This is a genomic window from Photobacterium sp. DNB23_23_1 (assembly GCF_052873815.1).
Window position 1 is genome coordinate 13,340 of record NZ_JBNNXT010000016.1, and the last position, 17,077, is coordinate 30,416.

Annotated in this window: 15 protein-coding genes; 6 read left to right on the plus strand and 9 right to left on the minus strand. The window is 49.6% G+C overall.

All coding sequences use genetic code 11. The features are described from left to right. The first annotated feature begins 8 nt into the window (after positions 1 to 8). From ACVA53_RS11995 to focA, 5 genes are all read left to right on the plus strand, one after another. Complete coding sequence (locus tag ACVA53_RS11995; RefSeq protein ID WP_255040985.1) at positions 9 to 803, plus strand: DUF1538 domain-containing protein; 795 nt, start codon at positions 9 to 11, stop codon at positions 801 to 803. Then, on the plus strand, positions 793 to 1,143 hold the full coding sequence (locus tag ACVA53_RS12000) for a P-II family nitrogen regulator (RefSeq protein ID WP_255040986.1): 351 nt from the start codon (positions 793 to 795) through the stop codon (positions 1,141 to 1,143). Before ACVA53_RS11995 ends, ACVA53_RS12000 begins: the two co-directional genes overlap by 11 nt. Continuing rightward, positions 1,140 to 1,544, plus strand: coding sequence for a CBS domain-containing protein (locus ACVA53_RS12005; protein ID WP_255040987.1), 405 nt, complete (start codon positions 1,140 to 1,142; stop codon positions 1,542 to 1,544). Before ACVA53_RS12000 ends, ACVA53_RS12005 begins: the two co-directional genes overlap by 4 nt. Before the next feature lie 78 nt (positions 1,545 to 1,622). Then, on the plus strand, positions 1,623 to 2,171 hold the full coding sequence (gene yfcE / locus ACVA53_RS12010; protein ID WP_255040988.1) for a phosphodiesterase: 549 nt from the start codon (positions 1,623 to 1,625) through the stop codon (positions 2,169 to 2,171). Positions 2,172 to 2,582: 411 nt separating this feature from the next. Continuing rightward, positions 2,583 to 3,428, plus strand: coding sequence for a formate transporter FocA (focA, locus tag ACVA53_RS12015; RefSeq protein ID WP_446505227.1), 846 nt, complete (start codon positions 2,583 to 2,585; stop codon positions 3,426 to 3,428). A gap of 173 nt (positions 3,429 to 3,601) precedes the next feature. On the opposite strand, the gene ACVA53_RS12020 is transcribed toward focA, so the two are convergent. From ACVA53_RS12020 to ACVA53_RS12030, 3 genes are all read right to left on the minus strand, one after another. After that, complete coding sequence (locus ACVA53_RS12020; protein WP_255040990.1) at positions 3,602 to 4,924, minus strand: anaerobic C4-dicarboxylate transporter; 1,323 nt, start codon at positions 4,922 to 4,924, stop codon at positions 3,602 to 3,604. 317 nt (positions 4,925 to 5,241) lie between these two features. Next, a complete protein-coding gene (gene pta / locus ACVA53_RS12025; protein WP_255041069.1) occupies positions 5,242 to 7,380 on the minus strand; it encodes a phosphate acetyltransferase in 2,139 nt (712 codons plus the stop codon). Positions 7,381 to 7,548: 168 nt separating this feature from the next. Next, positions 7,549 to 8,745, minus strand: coding sequence for an acetate kinase (locus ACVA53_RS12030; RefSeq protein WP_255040991.1), 1,197 nt, complete (start codon positions 8,743 to 8,745; stop codon positions 7,549 to 7,551). Between the two features lie 333 nt (positions 8,746 to 9,078). On the opposite strand from ACVA53_RS12030, the gene yfbV reads away from it, so the two are divergent. Then, entirely contained in the window at positions 9,079 to 9,531 is a 453-nt protein-coding gene (gene yfbV, locus ACVA53_RS12035; protein ID WP_255040992.1) for a terminus macrodomain insulation protein YfbV, read from the plus strand. Between the two features lie 41 nt (positions 9,532 to 9,572). Here yfbV and ACVA53_RS12040 read toward each other — a convergent pair whose 3' ends face one another. From ACVA53_RS12040 to ACVA53_RS12065, 6 genes are all read right to left on the minus strand, one after another. Continuing rightward, entirely contained in the window at positions 9,573 to 10,178 is a 606-nt protein-coding gene (locus tag ACVA53_RS12040) for a TetR family transcriptional regulator (RefSeq protein ID WP_255040993.1), read from the minus strand. A 47-nt stretch (positions 10,179 to 10,225) separates the two neighbouring features. Further along, complete coding sequence (locus ACVA53_RS12045) at positions 10,226 to 13,381, minus strand: efflux RND transporter permease subunit (protein WP_446505228.1); 3,156 nt, start codon at positions 13,379 to 13,381, stop codon at positions 10,226 to 10,228. Continuing rightward, positions 13,378 to 14,679 (minus strand): efflux RND transporter periplasmic adaptor subunit, encoded by a 1,302-nt coding sequence (locus ACVA53_RS12050; protein ID WP_255040995.1) that lies wholly within the window; start codon positions 14,677 to 14,679, stop codon positions 13,378 to 13,380. The genes ACVA53_RS12045 and ACVA53_RS12050 overlap by 4 nt, the downstream gene beginning before the upstream one ends. Positions 14,680 to 14,912: 233 nt before the next feature. Then, positions 14,913 to 15,215 (minus strand): DUF6172 family protein, encoded by a 303-nt coding sequence (locus tag ACVA53_RS12055; protein WP_255040996.1) that lies wholly within the window; start codon positions 15,213 to 15,215, stop codon positions 14,913 to 14,915. A gap of 94 nt (positions 15,216 to 15,309) precedes the next feature. Continuing rightward, positions 15,310 to 16,104: an ABC transporter ATP-binding protein gene (locus ACVA53_RS12060; RefSeq protein ID WP_255040997.1), complete on the minus strand. Its 795-nt coding sequence runs from the start codon at positions 16,102 to 16,104 to the stop codon at positions 15,310 to 15,312. Positions 16,105 to 16,119: 15 nt separating this feature from the next. Continuing rightward, positions 16,120 to 17,049: an ABC transporter permease gene (locus ACVA53_RS12065; RefSeq protein WP_255040998.1), complete on the minus strand. Its 930-nt coding sequence runs from the start codon at positions 17,047 to 17,049 to the stop codon at positions 16,120 to 16,122. Positions 17,050 to 17,077: the final 28 nt, after the last annotated feature.

Sequence of the window (17,077 nt, forward strand, 5' to 3'; positions counted from 1 at the left end):
AGGCTGGAATGACAGATCTCAACGGAATTATTCCTCACTTTTTCACGACCTTGCTGATGACGGTACGTGATGTCCTGCCGATCGCCATCATTATATTTGGCTTTCAACTCGCGGTGTTACGCCGACCTGTGACCAATTGGCCCAGAGTCGCACTGGGCTTTGTCTACGTCATTGTCGGGTTATCATTTTTTCTGCTGGGGCTTGAGCTGGCTTTGTTCCCACTGGGTGAGTCAATGGCAGCCCAGTTAACCGCCATGGATTTCTTGTTTGACAGTGGAGAGGGGATCCCAGAGCAAATCCCTTGGACCCAGTATTACTGGGTGTATATTTTTGCTGCAGCTATCGGTTTCAGTACCACCATCGCCGAACCGTCCCTGATAGCCGTTGCGATAAAGGCCAATCAAGTTTCAGGCGATACAATCAGTGTCAACGGTTTGCGTGTGGCGGTTGCGTTGGGGGTAGCGGTAGGTATTGCTCTTGGCAGTTATCGCATTGTGGCTGGTGATCCGCTGCATTATTACATTTTGGCGGGTTACTGCGTGGTTGTGGTGCAGACCTATTTTGCACCGAAAATGATTGTACCCTTGGCCTATGACTCCGGCGGTGTGACAACATCGACGGTAACGGTGCCGATAGTAACGGCCCTAGGCCTAGGACTTGCTTCCACAGTGCCGGGCCGAAACCCGATGCTCGATGGATTCGGGTTAATTGCATTCGCCAGTTTGTTTCCGATGATCACGGTAATGGGTTATGCCCAGTTGTCGGCAAGGCAGGCAAAGAGGAGAGATGAAAATGCGCTTTAAGCTGTTATTGGCTTTTGTTGAAGATTCGAAAACCGATGCTGTCTTGGATGCAGCCCGCAAAGCCGGGGCGACTGGGGCGACGGTGATCAACAATGCCCGTGGGGAAGGGTTGTACCAAAAGAAAACGTTTTTCGGCCTCGGGCTTGATGTTCAGCGTGATGTGATCTTGTTTGTTGTAGAGGAACATTTAGCGCGGACCATTCTGGAAACGATAGAGCATGTCGGAGACTTTGATTCATCGTCGGGGCAAGGGATCGCGGTACAGCTCGATGTCGAGGATGCGGTGGGCGTAGCCCATCAGGTAGAAACATTAACCAAAGTCGTTGAGGCAAAGCTATGAATAATGACACCTTGGTCCGGGTACGGGATGTAATGATGGACACCTACGCGATTGTCGAAGGGCTAACTACGGTTGCCGAGGCAATCCGCATAGCCAAGAGAAAGCAAATCAAGGCGCTGATCGTCAATAAGCGTAACGATGATGATGAATACGGTATCGTCTTGATGAACGATATTGCCAAGAATGTATTGGCGCTGGACCGATCGCCGGAGCGGACCAATATCTATGAGATCATGACCAAACCGGCCTTATCCGTCAGCGCCACCATGGATGTCCGCTATTGTGCCCGCTTGTTCGAGCGCTTTGGCATCAGCCGGGCACCGGTCATTGAAAGCGGTAGGATCATTGGCATGGTGAGCTACAATAATATCGTTCTGAACGGTATGCTGCGGGACGAGTAGTCATATTTCACGTAATGGCATTGTCATGGGGTTCGGTGTAGGATCTCTGCATCCTGTTTCGAAGAAAGATCACCAGACATGAAATTGTTTTTTGCTTCTGATATCCACGGCTGTGCCGAAAGCACCCGTCGTACCCTTGCCAAGTTTGAGCAAAGTGGTGCTGAACACTTAATTCTGCTGGGGGATGTACTAAACCACGGTCCACGTAATGCGTTGCCGGCAGGGTACGCACCGATTGACGTGGCTGAGCAGCTCAATCAGCATGCAGAAAAGATCACCGCGGTCAGGGGTAACTGCGACAGCGATGTTGACCAGATGCTGTTGGATTTCCCGATGATGGCGGACTACAACCTTGTACTGCTGCCAAATGGCCGCCGCCTCTTTCTAACCCACGGCCACCTGTATAACGGTGACAAGCACCCACGCTTACGTGATGGTGATGTCGTGGTGTCAGGTCATACTCACTTACCGGTTGCCGATAAGAAAGAAGCGCTATACCTCTATAATCCGGGATCGGTAACGATTCCGCGTGGCGAATACCAAGCAAGCTATGGCCTGTTGGAAAATGACACGCTTAAAGTGTTGTCGTTTGATGATGAGGTCATTTGTCAGGTTGAACTGGTGTAGTTGATAAATTACTCACCATGAACAAAAGGCGACCAGCAAGGTCGCCTTTTTTGATCTTGGTGACCCGCCCTGAAATGTGTTTATACCAATCTGGATAAGTAGTTGATCAAGTATTGGCACTGGAAAAATCGTTGTTATCAAGGCAGATATTGCAGTAACTAGGGTTCTAATTACAAAATATCTAACACAGAAAACAGCGACAATGTGACAATATGTTGGTGATATGTAAACCTTTGGCGTATGGATATGCTACTCAATGTTTACACAACTCATTAGATCGGTAAATCCGAGTTATTCGTTCGCATATATCGAATTATTGTTTTGGCAATGGCTTGAATATTTGTGTGATAAAAGCCACTATCTCGCCTCCTTAATTTTGTGTGTTTCAAGATGTGTCAGGTGCCAAACAATATGTGTCAGAATCAGTTTGATTCGCTATTACCGCCGCAAATGGCGGAGAAAGCGGCCGAGGTAGGTGTAAGCAAGGCGACCAAAGATCCAATGAAGTCGTTGCTGCTGGCGATCACTGCAGGGATGCATATTGGTATCGCGTTTGTCTTCTATACCACAGTGACAACCGGTACCGGTGATATGGCGTGGGGAATGTCGCGCTTTGTTGGTGGTTTGGCATTTAGCCTAGGTTTGATCTTGGTTGTGATCACTGGTGGCGAGCTATTTACCAGCTCGGTACTGACCTTGGTTGCCCGTGCTAGTGGAAAGATCAGCTGGAAGAGCCTGTGGCTGAACTGGGGGGTTGTCTATATCGGTAACCTGATCGGTGCCCTGTTGCTAGTCGGTATCATGCTAATGACCAAGCAGTACATGTCCGGAAGTGGTGCTGTTGGTATCAATGCGATGCAAATCGCCCAGCACAAGTTGCATCACGACTTTACCCAGGCGGTTGCCCTTGGCGTGATGTGTAATGTCCTGGTGTGTGTCGCGGTATGGATGACTTTCAGTGGCCGTACCTTGACCGATAAAATTTTGGTCATGATCCTGCCCGTCGCGATGTTTGTTTCATCGGGCTTCGAGCACTGCATTGCCAATATGTTTCAGGTACCTATGGCAATTGGTATCAAGTATCTTGCAACACCTGAGTTCTGGCAAATGACGGGGATGAATCCAGCGGACTTTGCCGATTTGACCTTGAGTAATTTTGTTATCAATAACCTGATCCCGGTGACCCTGGGTAACATCATTGGTGGTGGTGTGTTTGTGGGGATGGGGTATTGGATTATCTACTTACGCAGCAAGTAAGTGGGGAGTACGGTGTTCTACGTTTTACTAGCTTGGTATTGAGTTAGTCGTTATACCAAGTTGAGGTGTCTGCTTGGTATTTGATTTCTTGTGTTGATTCGAGTCTGACATGTTGGCCGCTACGGATGTAGCGGCCTTTTTTATTCTCGATATCTTGGTAATAGGGAGCTGTCTTAGTTAACCATCATTGAGATGAAGTAACCAATAATCGTTGCTGAGCCGACACCGATGAAGCCAGGGAGCATGAAGCTGTGGTTTAGAACGTATTTGCCGATCGCCGTAGTGCCTGAGCGGTCAAAGCTGATAGCCGCCAGATCACTTGGGTAGAACGGGAAGAAGAAGTAAGCGTAACATGCCGGCAGCACACCAATCAGTACCGCTGGGTCGATACCCAATGCAAAACCAAGTGGTAGCATGATAGTTAATACTGCAGCCTGACTTTTCAGGAAGGCAGACACGAAGAACATGGCAAAAGCGAATGACCACGGATAGATATTGACCATGCCGCTAACTAGATCAACCAGGTATTCTTTGTGGTGACCGATGATAGTGTCACTGAACCAGGCGATACCGAAGATAGTAATTACCGCGCTCATACCGGCAATGAACACATTGCTGTTAACGATACGCTTAGGTGAAATATTGGTGGTCAGTAGGATAATCGCACCGACTGATAGCATCAGGAACTGAATGGCTACCGACATACCAACGCCTTGAGGCAGTAGCTGCTTGCTGAATAAAGCAATACCGATCACCGATAGAATACCCAGTAGGAACACAGTCAGGCCTTTTTTCGCCGTACGCTGATGTTCCGCTTCTTCTTCCGCTGAGCCTTCCTGCTCGGGATCGACCAAGCTATTGCGGAATTCTTCATCTTGAATACGCGCTTGGAATTCAGGATCTGCATCCAAGTCTTTACCGCGTTTCAAACTCCACAAACAACCAATAAGTAGGCCGCCGAAGGTGGCTGGAATCGTCACCATCAACACATTGACCAGGTTGATATCTAGGTTGTTGTCCATGGCTGTTGCCATAACAACAGCAGCAGCAGCAGCAATTGGGCTGGCTGTGATACCCATTTGTGAAGCAACACTTGCCATTGCCATCGGGCGCTCAGGACGGATGCCTTTTTTGTAGGCAACGTCATAAATAACAGGCAGTAGTGGATACACTGAGTGACCCGTACCAACCAGCACCGTCAGGGAGTAGGTACAAATCGGCCCCAAGAAGACAATATGCTCAGGGTGTTTACGAAGCAGGCGTTCGGCAAATTTTACCAGTAGCTTCAAGCCGCCAGTGGCCTCTAGGGTCGCCGAGGCGGCAACCACCGCGAGGATGATAAGCATAACGCCGACGGGTGGTTGGCCCGGGGCGATACCAAAAACAAATGTCATTACCGAGACGCCGAGGCCCCCGAGTAGACCGAAGGCTATACCACCATGGCGTATACCGATCAAAATAACAGCTAGCAGTAGTAACAGGTGTATCCAGAACATTATTCCATTATCCTTGTTTCATATAAGTTAAAAGCCGCTCGAACTTCTGCACTAAGTTCACAAGGTGGGTTTATAAACCAACAACTACACAAAAAGTGGTATACAGGTTCCGAAAAAACATACTGTTAACGAATAATTCTGCTATTTAGGTAGAGATTGTGACACCTGTCAATATATGCTGTTGGTTGCGTGAAAAAAGAGAGAATAAATATTCAGCTGAAATGATGAGCAATTGGTTTTGTAAGGATAAAAAAATGCCCCGCACTGCGGGGCATTGAAAAATTATTTACACAAGAGTGCATTCAAGCAAGAAAGTCTTACGAGTTTGCTTCTTCAGCTTGTTTTGCCTGAATCGCCGTTAGTGCCACTGTGTATACGATATCGTCTACTAGTGCGCCACGCGAAAGGTCGTTAACTGGCTTACGCATGCCCTGAAGCATTGGACCGATAGAGACTAGGTCAGCTGAACGTTGTACTGCTTTGTAAGTCGTGTTACCTGTGTTTAGGTCAGGGAATACGAATACCGTTGCTTTACCCGCTACAGGCGAGTTAGGCGCTTTAGAAGCAGCAACGTTTTCCATGATCGCAGCATCGTACTGAAGAGGGCCATCGATGATTAGATCTGGACGCTTCTCTTGAGCAATGCGAGTTGCTTCACGTACTTTATCAACGTCTGCACCTTTACCAGAAGTACCGGTAGAGTATGAGATCATTGCAACGCGAGGCTCGATGCCAAATGCTTTTGCAGAGTCTGCAGACTGGATAGCAATTTCTGCTAGCTGCTCAGCGTTTGGATCCGGGTTGATTGCACAGTCACCGTATACCAGTACCTGATCAGGCAGTAGCATGAAGAATACTGAAGATACGATAGACGCATCCGGTGCAGTCTTAATGATCTGGAACGGAGGAACGATAGTGTTCGCCGTTGTGTGAACAGCACCAGAAACCAGGCCGTCAACTTCATTGTTTTCTAGCATCATTGTGCCAAGGAAAACAGAATCTTGAAGTTTTTCACGGGCAACAACATCCGTCATGCCCTTCGCGCCACGAAGCTCAACAAGGCGAGCAACATAGTTTTCACGAACAGCTTCTGAATCGATGATGGTTACGCCAGCACCGAGTGTTACGCCTTGTTGCTCAGCAACACGCTTAATCTCTTCTGGGTTACCAAGAAGCACACATTCAGCAATACCGCGCTCAGCACAGATAGCTGCTGCTTTAACGGTACGTGGTTCGTCACCTTCAGGCAGGACAACACGCTTAGCTGCTTTACGTGCAAGTTCCGTTAGTTCGTAACGGAATGCAGGTGGGCTTAGGCGACGTTCTTTCGCTGAACCTTCTGTTAGCGATTCAATCCACTGGCCGTCGATATGGCTAGCCATGTATTCGTTAACCAGTTCAACACGCTCTTTATCGTCTGCAGGTACTTCTAGGCTGAAGCTCTGAAGGTTCAGAGATGTCTGCCAAGTGTTACCCAGTGCAGTCATAACAGGTAGGCCTGTTTTGAATGCGCGCTCACATAGGTCCATCACTGGCTTAGGTAGCTCGTAGCCGCCAGTAAGCAGTAGGGCACCGATTTCAACGCCGTTCATTGCAGCAAGACATGCAGCAACGATTACATCAGGACGGTCTGCAGAAGTCACTAGCAGAGAGCCAGGACGGAAGTGCTCAACCATGTGCGGGATAGAACGTGCACAGAAAGTGATGCTCTTGATACGGCGAGTCGCGATATCACCTTTGTTGATGATTTCAGCGTTCAGGTGCTTAGCGATGTCAGTTGAACGAGTCGCGATCAGCTCTGCGCTCCAAGGTGCACAACCAAGTACACGGATAGGGCTTGAGTTGAATACCTGCATAACTTCAACATTTGAAGGTACAGTGGCTTCAGCGTCGTCGAAGATTTCAGACAGATCTGGGCGAGTACGGCCTTCTGCGTCAACAGGTGCGTTTAGCTTGTTAACGATAACACCAGCAATTTGCTTGTTCTTGATACCGCCGAAGTTAGAACATGCTACTTCGATACGCTCTTTAAGTTGAGCTGGGTTATCAGTACCAGAAGCAACAACGAATACGATTTCCGCACCCAGAGTTTTAGCAATCTCGTAGTTGATTTGGTTAGCAAACGGATGCTTGCGCGTTGGCACAAGACCTTCAATTAGCGCAACTTCAGCATCAGCTGTTGATTCTTTGAAGCGTGCAACGATGTCTTCTAGCAGCACATCGCTCTTATCGTTACTGATAAGCTCTTGGGCGCTAGCCATTGAGAAAGGTTCAGCCACTTTCATATCACTGTTAGCAGTGATGATGTTAGTTGTTAGATCTGGCTGATCACCGCCGTGGCGCGGCTGGGCGATAGGCTTGAAGAAAGAAACGCGAACACCTTTGCGCTCCATTGCACGAAGCACACCAAGGCTTACGCTAGTAAGACCAACACCGGCACCAACCGGAACAAGCATAATAGTACGGGACACTATGGATTCCTCAACTATTGAAACACGACAGTGCTATGCAATAACGATGGGTGAACCGGTATTGGACAGCACCACACAAAAGCATGACCTAAAGGTCATAAGTCATGAAAAAACGGCCGGCCTAGGCCAGCCGTAGCAATCAGTATCGAGCGATTAGATTTCAGCTAGACGAGCTGTATCTTCAGCGATAACGAGTTCTTCGTTAGTTGAAACAACCATTGCAGGAACACGGCTGTTTGCTGTAGTGATAACGCCTTCGCCGCCGAAGCGTGCTTTCAGGTTCGCTTCACCGTCAACTTCAACACCTAGGATAGCAAGGCGGTTTAGAACCATCTCACGGATTGGTGCAGAGTTTTCACCGATACCGCCAGTGAAAGTGATTGCGTCTAGACGACCTTCTAGAGAAGCTGTGTAACCAGCAACGTACTTAGCTAGACGGTGACAGAACACGTCCATTGCACGAGTCGCTTCTTCTTTCTCGCCGTAGTTGTCTTCAACGAAACGACAGTCAGAAGTCACTTCAGTTAGACCTTGTAGGCCAGACTCTTTAGTTAGCATCGTGTTGATTTTCTCAACAGAGTAACCTAGGTTGTCGTGCAGGTGGAAGATGATAGCTGGGTCGATATCACCACAACGTGTACCCATCACTAGACCTTCAAGAGGAGTTAGACCCATAGACGTATCTACAGACTGACCGTTCTTGATTGCACAAACTGACGCACCGTTACCTAGGTGGCAGTTGATGATGTTTAGCTCTTCTTCTTTCTTACCTAGCAGCTTCGCTGTTTCGCGAGTGATGAATAGGTGAGAAGTACCGTGCATACCGTAGCGACGGATACCGTGCTCTTTGTATAGGTTGTACGGAAGCGCATATAGGTATGCTTCTTCAGGCATTGTCTGGTGGAAAGCTGTGTCAAATACCGCTACGTTCTTAAGTGCAGGGAAAGACTTCTGAGCTGCCTTGATACCGATGATGTGTGCTGGGTTGTGAAGCGGTGCTAGTGTTGCACAGTCTTCGATACCTTTTAGTACATCGCCGCAGATAAGTGCAGACTTAGTGAACTTCTCGCCGCCGTGTACAACACGGTGACCGATAGCTTGTAGGTTTTCTGCTAGTTCTGGCTTAGAAGCAAGAATAGTGTCTACCATGAACGCTAGCGCTTCTTCGTGAGCAGCGCCTTCGCCTAGTTGTGCTTCGTGCTTACCGTCAAGTTTCCACTTGATACGTGCTTCTGGAAGGTGCAGACATTCTGCAAGACCTGTCAGGTGCTCTTCACCTGATACTGCGTCAACAACAGCGAACTTAAGAGAAGAACTACCGCAGTTAAGAACTAAAACCAGCTTAGACATGAGTGACTACCTATAATCTGTCTGAAAGTTGATATTCAACTGATATAAAAATTACCCATAGGATAGACGACTTTTCGATAAGCCGGTCTAATCAGGGTCAAAATCGTGCTACATCCGTATCAAGATAGAATCGTGAAACCCAGATTCTGGGCCATCCTTGGAAGCGCCTTCAGTTGCCATAACGATGATTACGGGCAACAATAAATGTAGGCGTGCTTAGGATAGCGATTGTGACGCAATATAACAAAAGTATTTTTAGAAAAAATTAATTTGAATCAAGTTTCTTATCGCTAGTTTTTAATGTTTACTCTTTTTTTTGAAATTTGGTGGTTTATGAGTCAACAACATTCGATTTGGCAAGCTTTCCGTTATGGTCAGGATTACATGGCCACGTGGCCAATGCGCAAAGAGTTGGCCATTCTGTTTCCCGAGCAGCGTTATATCAAGGCCACGCGGTTTGCGATGCGTGTGATGCCAGCTGTTGCTGTCATGAGTGTGCTGAGCCAGATGGCGTTCGATAATTACAATGCCTTACCGCAGGCGATTACGGTTGCATTGTTTGCCTTGAGTATGCCGTTGCAGGGGTTATGGTGGCTGGGCAAGCGAAGCCGGACTGACTTACCGCCGTCACTGGCAAGTTGGTACCGTGAGATCCATGACAAGATTGCCAGTGAAGGGCATGCCCTGCAGCCGTTGAAAAGCCGGCCGCGGTACAAGGAGCTGGCGCAGGTGCTAAATCGTGCTTTCAAGCAGCTGGATAAAAGCTCATTGGAGCGCTGGTTCTAGCGATTTGTCGGCCATCTTCGGTTTGTCTGTTGGATCAATAATTACTGGATAAATAGTGCCAGTGACAGGGAGTGGACGTACTGCTCTATCTGTTCGTCGGTTGTAGCAATGCGATCGTACATTGTCCATTGTTCACAGATCCCTGTCAGCAGGCCACTGTAGATAACGGCAGCTATGTCAGCGGTAAGGTGGGGCAATAGCAGGCCATCTTGCTGCAGTTGCGACATTGCCCCTTCTACTTTTGCATTGTCCTCTTGCCCCTTCTCGATACTGCGTAGACGTAGATCTTCATCGGTAAACCCCTGCAGTGATAGCTGAATAATCATGGCCATTTTAGGGGTGTCACGCATCTCTGTCAGAAGCACCCGGGCGATATTGAGTACACCTTCTCGCAATACAGGGCCAGTTTGTTCTGCGACGGCTTCTGCCGCATGCTGAACAGCGGTCGACTGCTCTTGCCATAGTGCATCAAGCAAATCGGCTTTGTCTTTGAAATGCCAGTAAATTGCTCCTCGGGTGAGTCCCGCCTCTGAGGCGATACCGGCGAGGGTCGCTTTGTTCAGGCCTTTTTGACTGAATACTTTCATTGCGGTATCAAGCAACAAAAGCCGGGTCTGTTCTGCTTCTTCTTTACGTTTTCTTGCCATTTACGTTACCCGAAATTCGGGAGTGCCACAGCACTCCCGATAATCAATTAGGCGCTTTGTGTCACTGGGCTACCTAATGGTTTGGTCAAAAGAATATACAACGCGGGGATTATTACAATGGCAATGATCGTCGATGCAACCAAGCCATAGATAATCGCCATACAAAGCGGGTACCACTGTGGATCGCTGTATGCCAGAGGCAATAGACTCAGGATAGTCGTCAAGCTGGTACTTAGGATAGGTCTTAGGCGCTCAGCGGCGCCATAGGCTGCTGCTTGCGCGACAGACTCGCCTCGCTTTAGATGGCGGTTCATGGTGTCAACCAACACGATACCGTTATTCACCGCTATTCCTGCTAGCGATACGACACCGATCAGCCCCGAGAACGATATCGCGGTGCCTGAGAGGAAATAACCGAAGAAGGTCCCCATCAAGGCGAGTGGCACAATCAACAAGATAATCGCCGGTTGGGCAAACGAGTTGAACATCACTGCCAGCAATACGAAGATTGAGCACATGGCCAGTACAAAAGCCGTTCCCATCGCGCTGTAGCTTTCGTCGGCTTTGGCCATTTCACCACCAAGCTGATAGTAATAACCGTTCGGCCACTGGGCTTGCAGCTGTTCCAACTGCGGGATCAAAATCGTGAGTACCTCGCTTGCTGTGCGCCCTTCCGTTCGCGAGGCAACGGTAACAGCACGCTGTCCCTCCTTGTGAACGAAGACCCGCGGTGTTTCGACAATCTGGTAATCAACCAGATCGGTCAGTGGCACGGCTCGGCCATCCTGACTGATGATGTGAAGTAACTGCATTTCCGATAAATGTCGAGGACCGCCTAGGTTGTCACCGCGGCTTGGCCACAATACGCTAAGACGCATCTTGGCATCGTCATCGATACCTTCAATCTTGAAGTGACCGATTTCGTCTTGCTCCATCGCCACTCGAATTTGCTGTGAGACTTCGGATTCAGACAGTTGGTGGAAGCTTAGCATTTCATGCTTGAAGTGAAAGCGCACCTCATAGCGGGCAGGGCCTAGGTTGTCATTGATATCGCTGCTACCAGGTACCCGCGCTAGTGCGGTTTTGACTGCTGCGGCGTTGGCAATCAGTTGGGTATAATCTGGGCCAATTAAGTCAATTTGGATCGGTGCAGAGGTATCTGGGTTGCCACCAATGTGGACTAAAGACACTTCGATCCCGGGCTCATCGTGTAATGCTTGTTGGATGCCATCACGGATTTCCTCCAAGTATTCGAATGACAACTTATCGCGCTGATCTTTCGGATAGAGAGTCAGGCTGAAGCCCACTTGGTTCCATTCTTGGGACGGCAGCAGGGCATCATTGAGCGAAGCCGTTGTCATTGGGCTTTTGGCTCCGACGTAGGTAATGACTTTTTCGATCCAAGGTTGTTGGCGCAGGAATTCACCGGCTTTATCCGCAGCCCGTTGTGATTGCTCCAAGGTCGAGTCGGGGGCAAGTACCAGTGATACGCCAATCTTGCGATCATCGGATTCTGGGTACATTTCCGAAGGCATCAAACCAACCAACATGATACTGGCAATGAAGAGAACCAGTGTACCGCCAACCCATACTCCGGCCCGGCGCTTACTCTTGAGCACATAGGTGTTCAGCCAACGACGTAAATGGTGGCGATAGCGGCTTGAAAGCCTATCGATTAGCAGCTCTTTGTTGTTGTCGGCAGCTTTTTCGAGCATGTACCGTGACAGCGGGATACAGATCAGAAAGGCGATAAACAGGCTGAGCAGCAGGGTGACGGTGATAGTGATTGGCAGAATACGAATAAACTTACCGTCAATCCCCCCCACCATCATCATTGGTACCATAGCCAGAATGGTGGTGAGCTGACCCGCGGTTGCTGGCAAGATGAACTGACGAACCGTTTCCATTGCCGCGTCGGCAAACGAGAGCTTTTTGACATATAACCCCTCATGCATTCCTTCCATCACCAAGATATAGACATCCACCATCAGGCCGAGTGCCAGTACCATACCGATCATGATCATGGAGTTGAAGGAGTAGCCAAAGCTTGCCATCACGGCCAGCGTTGCCAGCAGGGTGACAGGCAGGGCGATGCCGGCAACCAAGGCTTCGCGCCAGCTGAGTAGCAGCATCAACACGATAAACACGATCACAACGGCTTGCTGCATGGAGCTGGAGATATCATTGAATGCCAGCTCAATTAACTCGCCGTCGTCGCTGACCCGAGACAAGGATAGCCCTTGGGGCCAATCAGAGCGGTTGGTGAGTTGATCGACCATTTTCTGGGTAGACACGATGACGGCAAAGGTATCGGCTCCAGGATGTTTTAGCACATCGAGGGTTATCCCCGGCTCGTAAGCTTGGTTGTTAACGCTAAAGAAAGTTCGGCTGACTTCGCGATCAAGGCGATGGCTAACTTCGGCGACTTCACCCAACCGTACCGGACGGTTATCACTCAGGCGGGTGATCGGTAGTTGGCGCACCTGATCGACGGTAACGAAACGGCCAGATAAGTAGAGATTAAAGGTATTTTCGTCAGACTCAAACTCCCCCCAAGCCATATCGTGGTTGGCATTTTGTAATCGATCGCGAACCAACAGGGGGGAGATCCCAAGATCACGCAACCTGTCCATTCTCAGGCGAACATGTAGGCTTTTCTCGCGCATGCCATTGAGGTTAACCTTTTTAACCAATGGCAGATTTTCAAACTGGGTTTCCAGCCGTTTGGCGGTATCCGACAGTAAGATATCGTCGACGTCACCACTTAGCACCCAGCTTATTACCGGCATATTGGAGACTGACATTTCTTCAATATCGGGTTTTTCGATACTGCCATCGGCCGGAAATTCGGCTTCGGCCTTATCGACGGCGGCACGCAGCAATTGCATCGATTCGGTCATTGGCATGTCGGCATCAAACTCGACGGCGACAATCGAGTAAGAGTTGTATGATCCACTGGAGAATGACTTAAGCCCTTTTAAGCTACGGATCTCATCCTCAAGGTGTTTGGTGATTTCTTTCTCGATTTGCTCTGGCGCAGCCCCTGGCCAGAAGGTCATCACAATGGCTTGGGGGATTTCGAGATCGGGGTAGTTCTCGCGTACCATATTGTTGTACGACAACAACCCTGCGAGCACCACCATCCCCAATAACAGGCGGGCAACCAAGGTTTGGACAAAGAGTTTTCGTGCAATCGGCCTCATCGGGTCGCTCCTACTACCTCAACAGCGCTACCGTTTACCAGTAGGTGTTGGCCTCGGGTGACGACGTGATCATCGGCCTTGAGGCCACTTAGTACTTCAATGCGACGCAGTCCTTGCAGGCCGAGGGAAAGCTGGCGCTCTTCGACGTGGTTATCGTGATTGACGACAAACGCAAAGGCGTTGCCACCACGGAACGATATCGCGTAGATCGGCAGAGATACTGCGTCTTCGACGACTGTCGAGGCGATCCAGGCCCGAACGAATTCACCGTCGATGAGTTTCTGATCCTCGTTCAGTACACGTACTTTGACACTTTGTGAGCGGCGTTGAAGGTTGATCGTTGGGCTTACCGACCAGATAGTTCCCGTTACGACTTCGTTACCTTGGAATTGGTTTTCTTCTGCTCGGTACAGGATGGCGTTATCGCTTGCGAGATAAACAGTCTGGCCTTCTTTTAGTTGGCGGGCATCTTCAACCGGTAACTCGAGCTGGATTTCCAATAGGCTGTCATCAACCACCACAATGGCACTGCTGGCTTCGCGATCGCGGTTTGAAGTGATCCCTGCGGGTGGGTAGTAGTGGTTATCCTCGCGGATATTCATCGCGGCAATATAACCGTCGAATGGGGCAAATAAGCTGGTTTTCTCAAGGCTAACCGTTTCACGGTTAATATCTGCGGACACACTCAGAATGTCTGAATCAATGGCCTCCAGTGCGCTAATGTTCATGGTAACGGCTGAATGGGCATTAAGTAGAGCGGTTTTGTTGCGTTCGAATTCATCCAGAGAAATCACGCCGCGCTCATAGACCTCCTCCATCCTGGCAAAGTTTTGCTGGGAAAGAGCGAGATCATTCTCTGCCTGTTGCAGGCGAGCTTGGGCCTCTTGTTTCTGGGCGCGTACTGCTTGCAGACGGGCTTCGAGTGCTTTTACTGATGCCGAGTTTTGGCGGCTGTCAATTTGTGCCAAGAGTTGGCCGCGCCTGATCGCTTTGTCAGGACCGAAGACGCGTGCTCCTTCCCGAAGTTGGGTGCCGTTTTCCAGTTCACCGATGGTAACGACTTTGCCCGGCATTTCGAAATCGAGGAATGCCTTGCGGTAGGCTTGCACTGTCCCCTCGGAGAAGGACCAACCCGTTAGCAGTTCTGGCGTGATTTTCTCCGTTTGAACTTTTACCGGTTGAGGGGGGGGAAGGATCTGATTGGTGTCTTCCAGTTGCGAGAACCGATAGCCAGTCAGCAATAGCAAGCCGATAGGAAATATGAGCCATACCTTGGCAGTTAGCGAACGAAGTTTCATGGGTATTCTCTGGGTAAGGGCATTAGCTTTATTTTACATACACCCATGAATGTATGTAAGTGGGGGAATTTTACTTCTAATATCAACGACGACTTCTTCTCACTGACTTTTAGCTAGCCAATAAGCGAGTTTATTTGTAAGAGGAAAATGGCTGAAGAGGTGGTAAAAAAGCAGAAAAGGGAAGTGATGCAGACAAAGCCACAGCGATTGTGGCTTTGTCTTGAAAACGGCGATTACTCTTCGTCTTCAACTTCTCGCTTGGTGCGAACACCCGGCTTAGCCAGGATTTCCAAGTAGAATGACTCTAGCGCTAGTGTTTCAGCTTCGTCAATGCACTTATTGATTTCTTTAACGTGGATAACCTTTGCTTCCTGCTCGGTATGACCAAACTTACAGTCGAAATCCCAGTAATCAGCACCAGCTGGAAGGGATTTGTTACGTTCACGCTTGAGGTACTTTTTTACTTCGTACTTGATGGCTTCTACAACGCGTGGAACCGCTTTTTTTGGGTGAGTTAAGGCAAATGTTTTTTTCATCGTTTTCCTAAAAATCAAAAAGGGCCCAGAACATGCTGGGCACGATGTGTATTTTACTTTAATTTGGCGCTGGTCGCGAATAGCAATTTTATTGCTAGTTTAATAGCAGACTATCATCTGCCAATTCCTCCCCTCGGACCTTGCTGAACATCTCTAGCAGATCTTTCACGCCCATCTGACTGCGAGTCTCTCCAGCCACATCAAGAACCACTTCTCCCTGATGCAGCATTACGGTGCGCTCGCCGTAGGCCAGCGCATCCTTCATCGAGTGGGTGACCATCATTACCGTGAGGTCAAATTCCTCAACCACTTTATTGGTCAGTGCCAACACAAAGGCGGCCATTCGTGGATCCAAGGCGGCGGTATGCTCATCGAGCAGTAGTAGCTTGCTGTTTGCCAGTGTGGCCATCACTAGGCTGACTGCCTGGCGCTGCCCGCCGGACAACAGTCCGATGCTATCACCCAAGCGATCCTCAAGGCCGAGACCTAAGATACTGATCCGCTCCTGAAACAGTTTGCGGCGCTTGGACGACAGAGCCAGCTTCCAACTACGCTGACTGCCGCGTTTGTAGGCCAGCGCCATGTTCTCCTCGATGGTGAGCGAGCCACAGGTGCCAGCCAGCGGGTCTTGGAACACCCTTGCCGCATATTCGGCACGCTGATGGACACTTTTTTGGGTGACATCGATATTGTCAATCAACACTTGCCCCCCGACCATTGGAGTCTCGCCGCTAACCGCACCTAATAGCGTGGACTTACCGGCCCCGTTAGAGCCAATCACAGTGACAAACTGTTTTTCCGGCACTGTGAGAGAAACACTCTTGAGCGCTTGGTTTTCCAAAATGGTGCCTTCGTTGAAGGTTACACGGATATCGTTTAGTTCAATCATGCTTACCTCAACGTTCTAGGCTAACTTTTTGGTGGCTGCGGATGGCTTTTTCTTGTTACGAATCCATTTCCCTTTCATGCGCGGGGCGATCAAGGCAACGGCAACCAACAGGGCAGTGATCAGGTTGAGATCTGAGGCTTGCAGGCCAAACATCCCGCTGCTGAGGGCAAAGGCGACAGCCAAGCGATAAAGAATGGAGCCGAGGATCACCGCAACGACAGCGACCCAGATTTTCCGGCCGGGAAGCAAGGTTTGGCCGAGGATCACCGCAGCAAGACCAACCACTATAGTGCCGACGCCCGAGGTGACATCGGCAAAACTATTGGTTTGGGCAAAAAGGGCACCGGAAAAGCCGACCAGCCCGTTGGATAAGGCCAAACCGAAGTAGGTATACAGGGCGGTATTGCCCCCTTGGGCATTGACCATCCGGCTGTTCACCCCAGTTGCACGCAGGCCAAGGCCGAAGTCGCTGGCGAGCAATCGTGTGATAAACCAAGCGCTGGCGACCACCAGAGCAAGCACTATCACCAGGCGGATAATGCCTTCGTCCAATCCGTAATCAAAAGCGAGCATTTCAAATGGGGTGAACAAGGTATCTTCACCCAACAGGGAGAGATTAGGACTGCCCATGATCCGGATATTAATCGAGAAGGCGGCAATCATGGTCAGGATACTGGCTAGGAGGTGGAGTATCCCGCAGCGAACCGCCAAGAAGGCGGTTACCAATCCACATAACCCGCCAGCGGCAATAGCCAGTGAGGTGGCGACCCAAGGGTTGAACCCCGCAATAATCGCGGTTGCCGCAACTGCGGCACCCATAGGAAAGCTGCCATCAACTGAAAGATCGGGAAAGTCTAAAATACGGAAGGTCAGGTAGACCCCTAGGGCAACTAGCCCGTAGACCAGTCCGATCTCGAGTGTTCCGAGAAAGGCAAAGAAAGACATCCTTATTCTCCTTGTCTTTATGAGTGTT

Bases quoted from the DNA above. Each gene is read 5' to 3' on its own strand.
- ACVA53_RS11995 (WP_255040985.1), top strand. From the start codon at position 9: ATGACAGATCTCAACGGAATTATTCCTCACTTTTTCACGACCTTGCTG.
- ACVA53_RS12000 (WP_255040986.1), top strand. From the start codon at position 793: ATGCGCTTTAAGCTGTTATTGGCTTTTGTTGAAGATTCGAAAACCGAT.
- ACVA53_RS12005 (WP_255040987.1), top strand. From the start codon at position 1,140: ATGAATAATGACACCTTGGTCCGGGTACGGGATGTAATGATGGACACC.
- yfcE (WP_255040988.1), top strand. From the start codon at position 1,623: ATGAAATTGTTTTTTGCTTCTGATATCCACGGCTGTGCCGAAAGCACC.
- focA (WP_446505227.1), top strand. From the start codon at position 2,583: ATGTGTCAGAATCAGTTTGATTCGCTATTACCGCCGCAAATGGCGGAG.
- ACVA53_RS12020 (WP_255040990.1), bottom strand. From the start codon at position 4,924: ATGTTCTGGATACACCTGTTACTACTGCTAGCTGTTATTTTGATCGGT.
- pta (WP_255041069.1), bottom strand. From the start codon at position 7,380: ATGCTTGTTCCGGTTGGTGCCGGTGTTGGTCTTACTAGCGTAAGCCTT.
- ACVA53_RS12030 (WP_255040991.1), bottom strand. From the start codon at position 8,745: ATGTCTAAGCTGGTTTTAGTTCTTAACTGCGGTAGTTCTTCTCTTAAG.
- yfbV (WP_255040992.1), top strand. From the start codon at position 9,079: ATGAGTCAACAACATTCGATTTGGCAAGCTTTCCGTTATGGTCAGGAT.
- ACVA53_RS12040 (WP_255040993.1), bottom strand. From the start codon at position 10,178: ATGGCAAGAAAACGTAAAGAAGAAGCAGAACAGACCCGGCTTTTGTTG.
- ACVA53_RS12045 (WP_446505228.1), bottom strand. From the start codon at position 13,381: ATGAGGCCGATTGCACGAAAACTCTTTGTCCAAACCTTGGTTGCCCGC.
- ACVA53_RS12050 (WP_255040995.1), bottom strand. From the start codon at position 14,679: ATGAAACTTCGTTCGCTAACTGCCAAGGTATGGCTCATATTTCCTATC.
- ACVA53_RS12055 (WP_255040996.1), bottom strand. From the start codon at position 15,215: ATGAAAAAAACATTTGCCTTAACTCACCCAAAAAAAGCGGTTCCACGC.
- ACVA53_RS12060 (WP_255040997.1), bottom strand. From the start codon at position 16,104: ATGATTGAACTAAACGATATCCGTGTAACCTTCAACGAAGGCACCATT.
- ACVA53_RS12065 (WP_255040998.1), bottom strand. From the start codon at position 17,049: ATGTCTTTCTTTGCCTTTCTCGGAACACTCGAGATCGGACTGGTCTAC.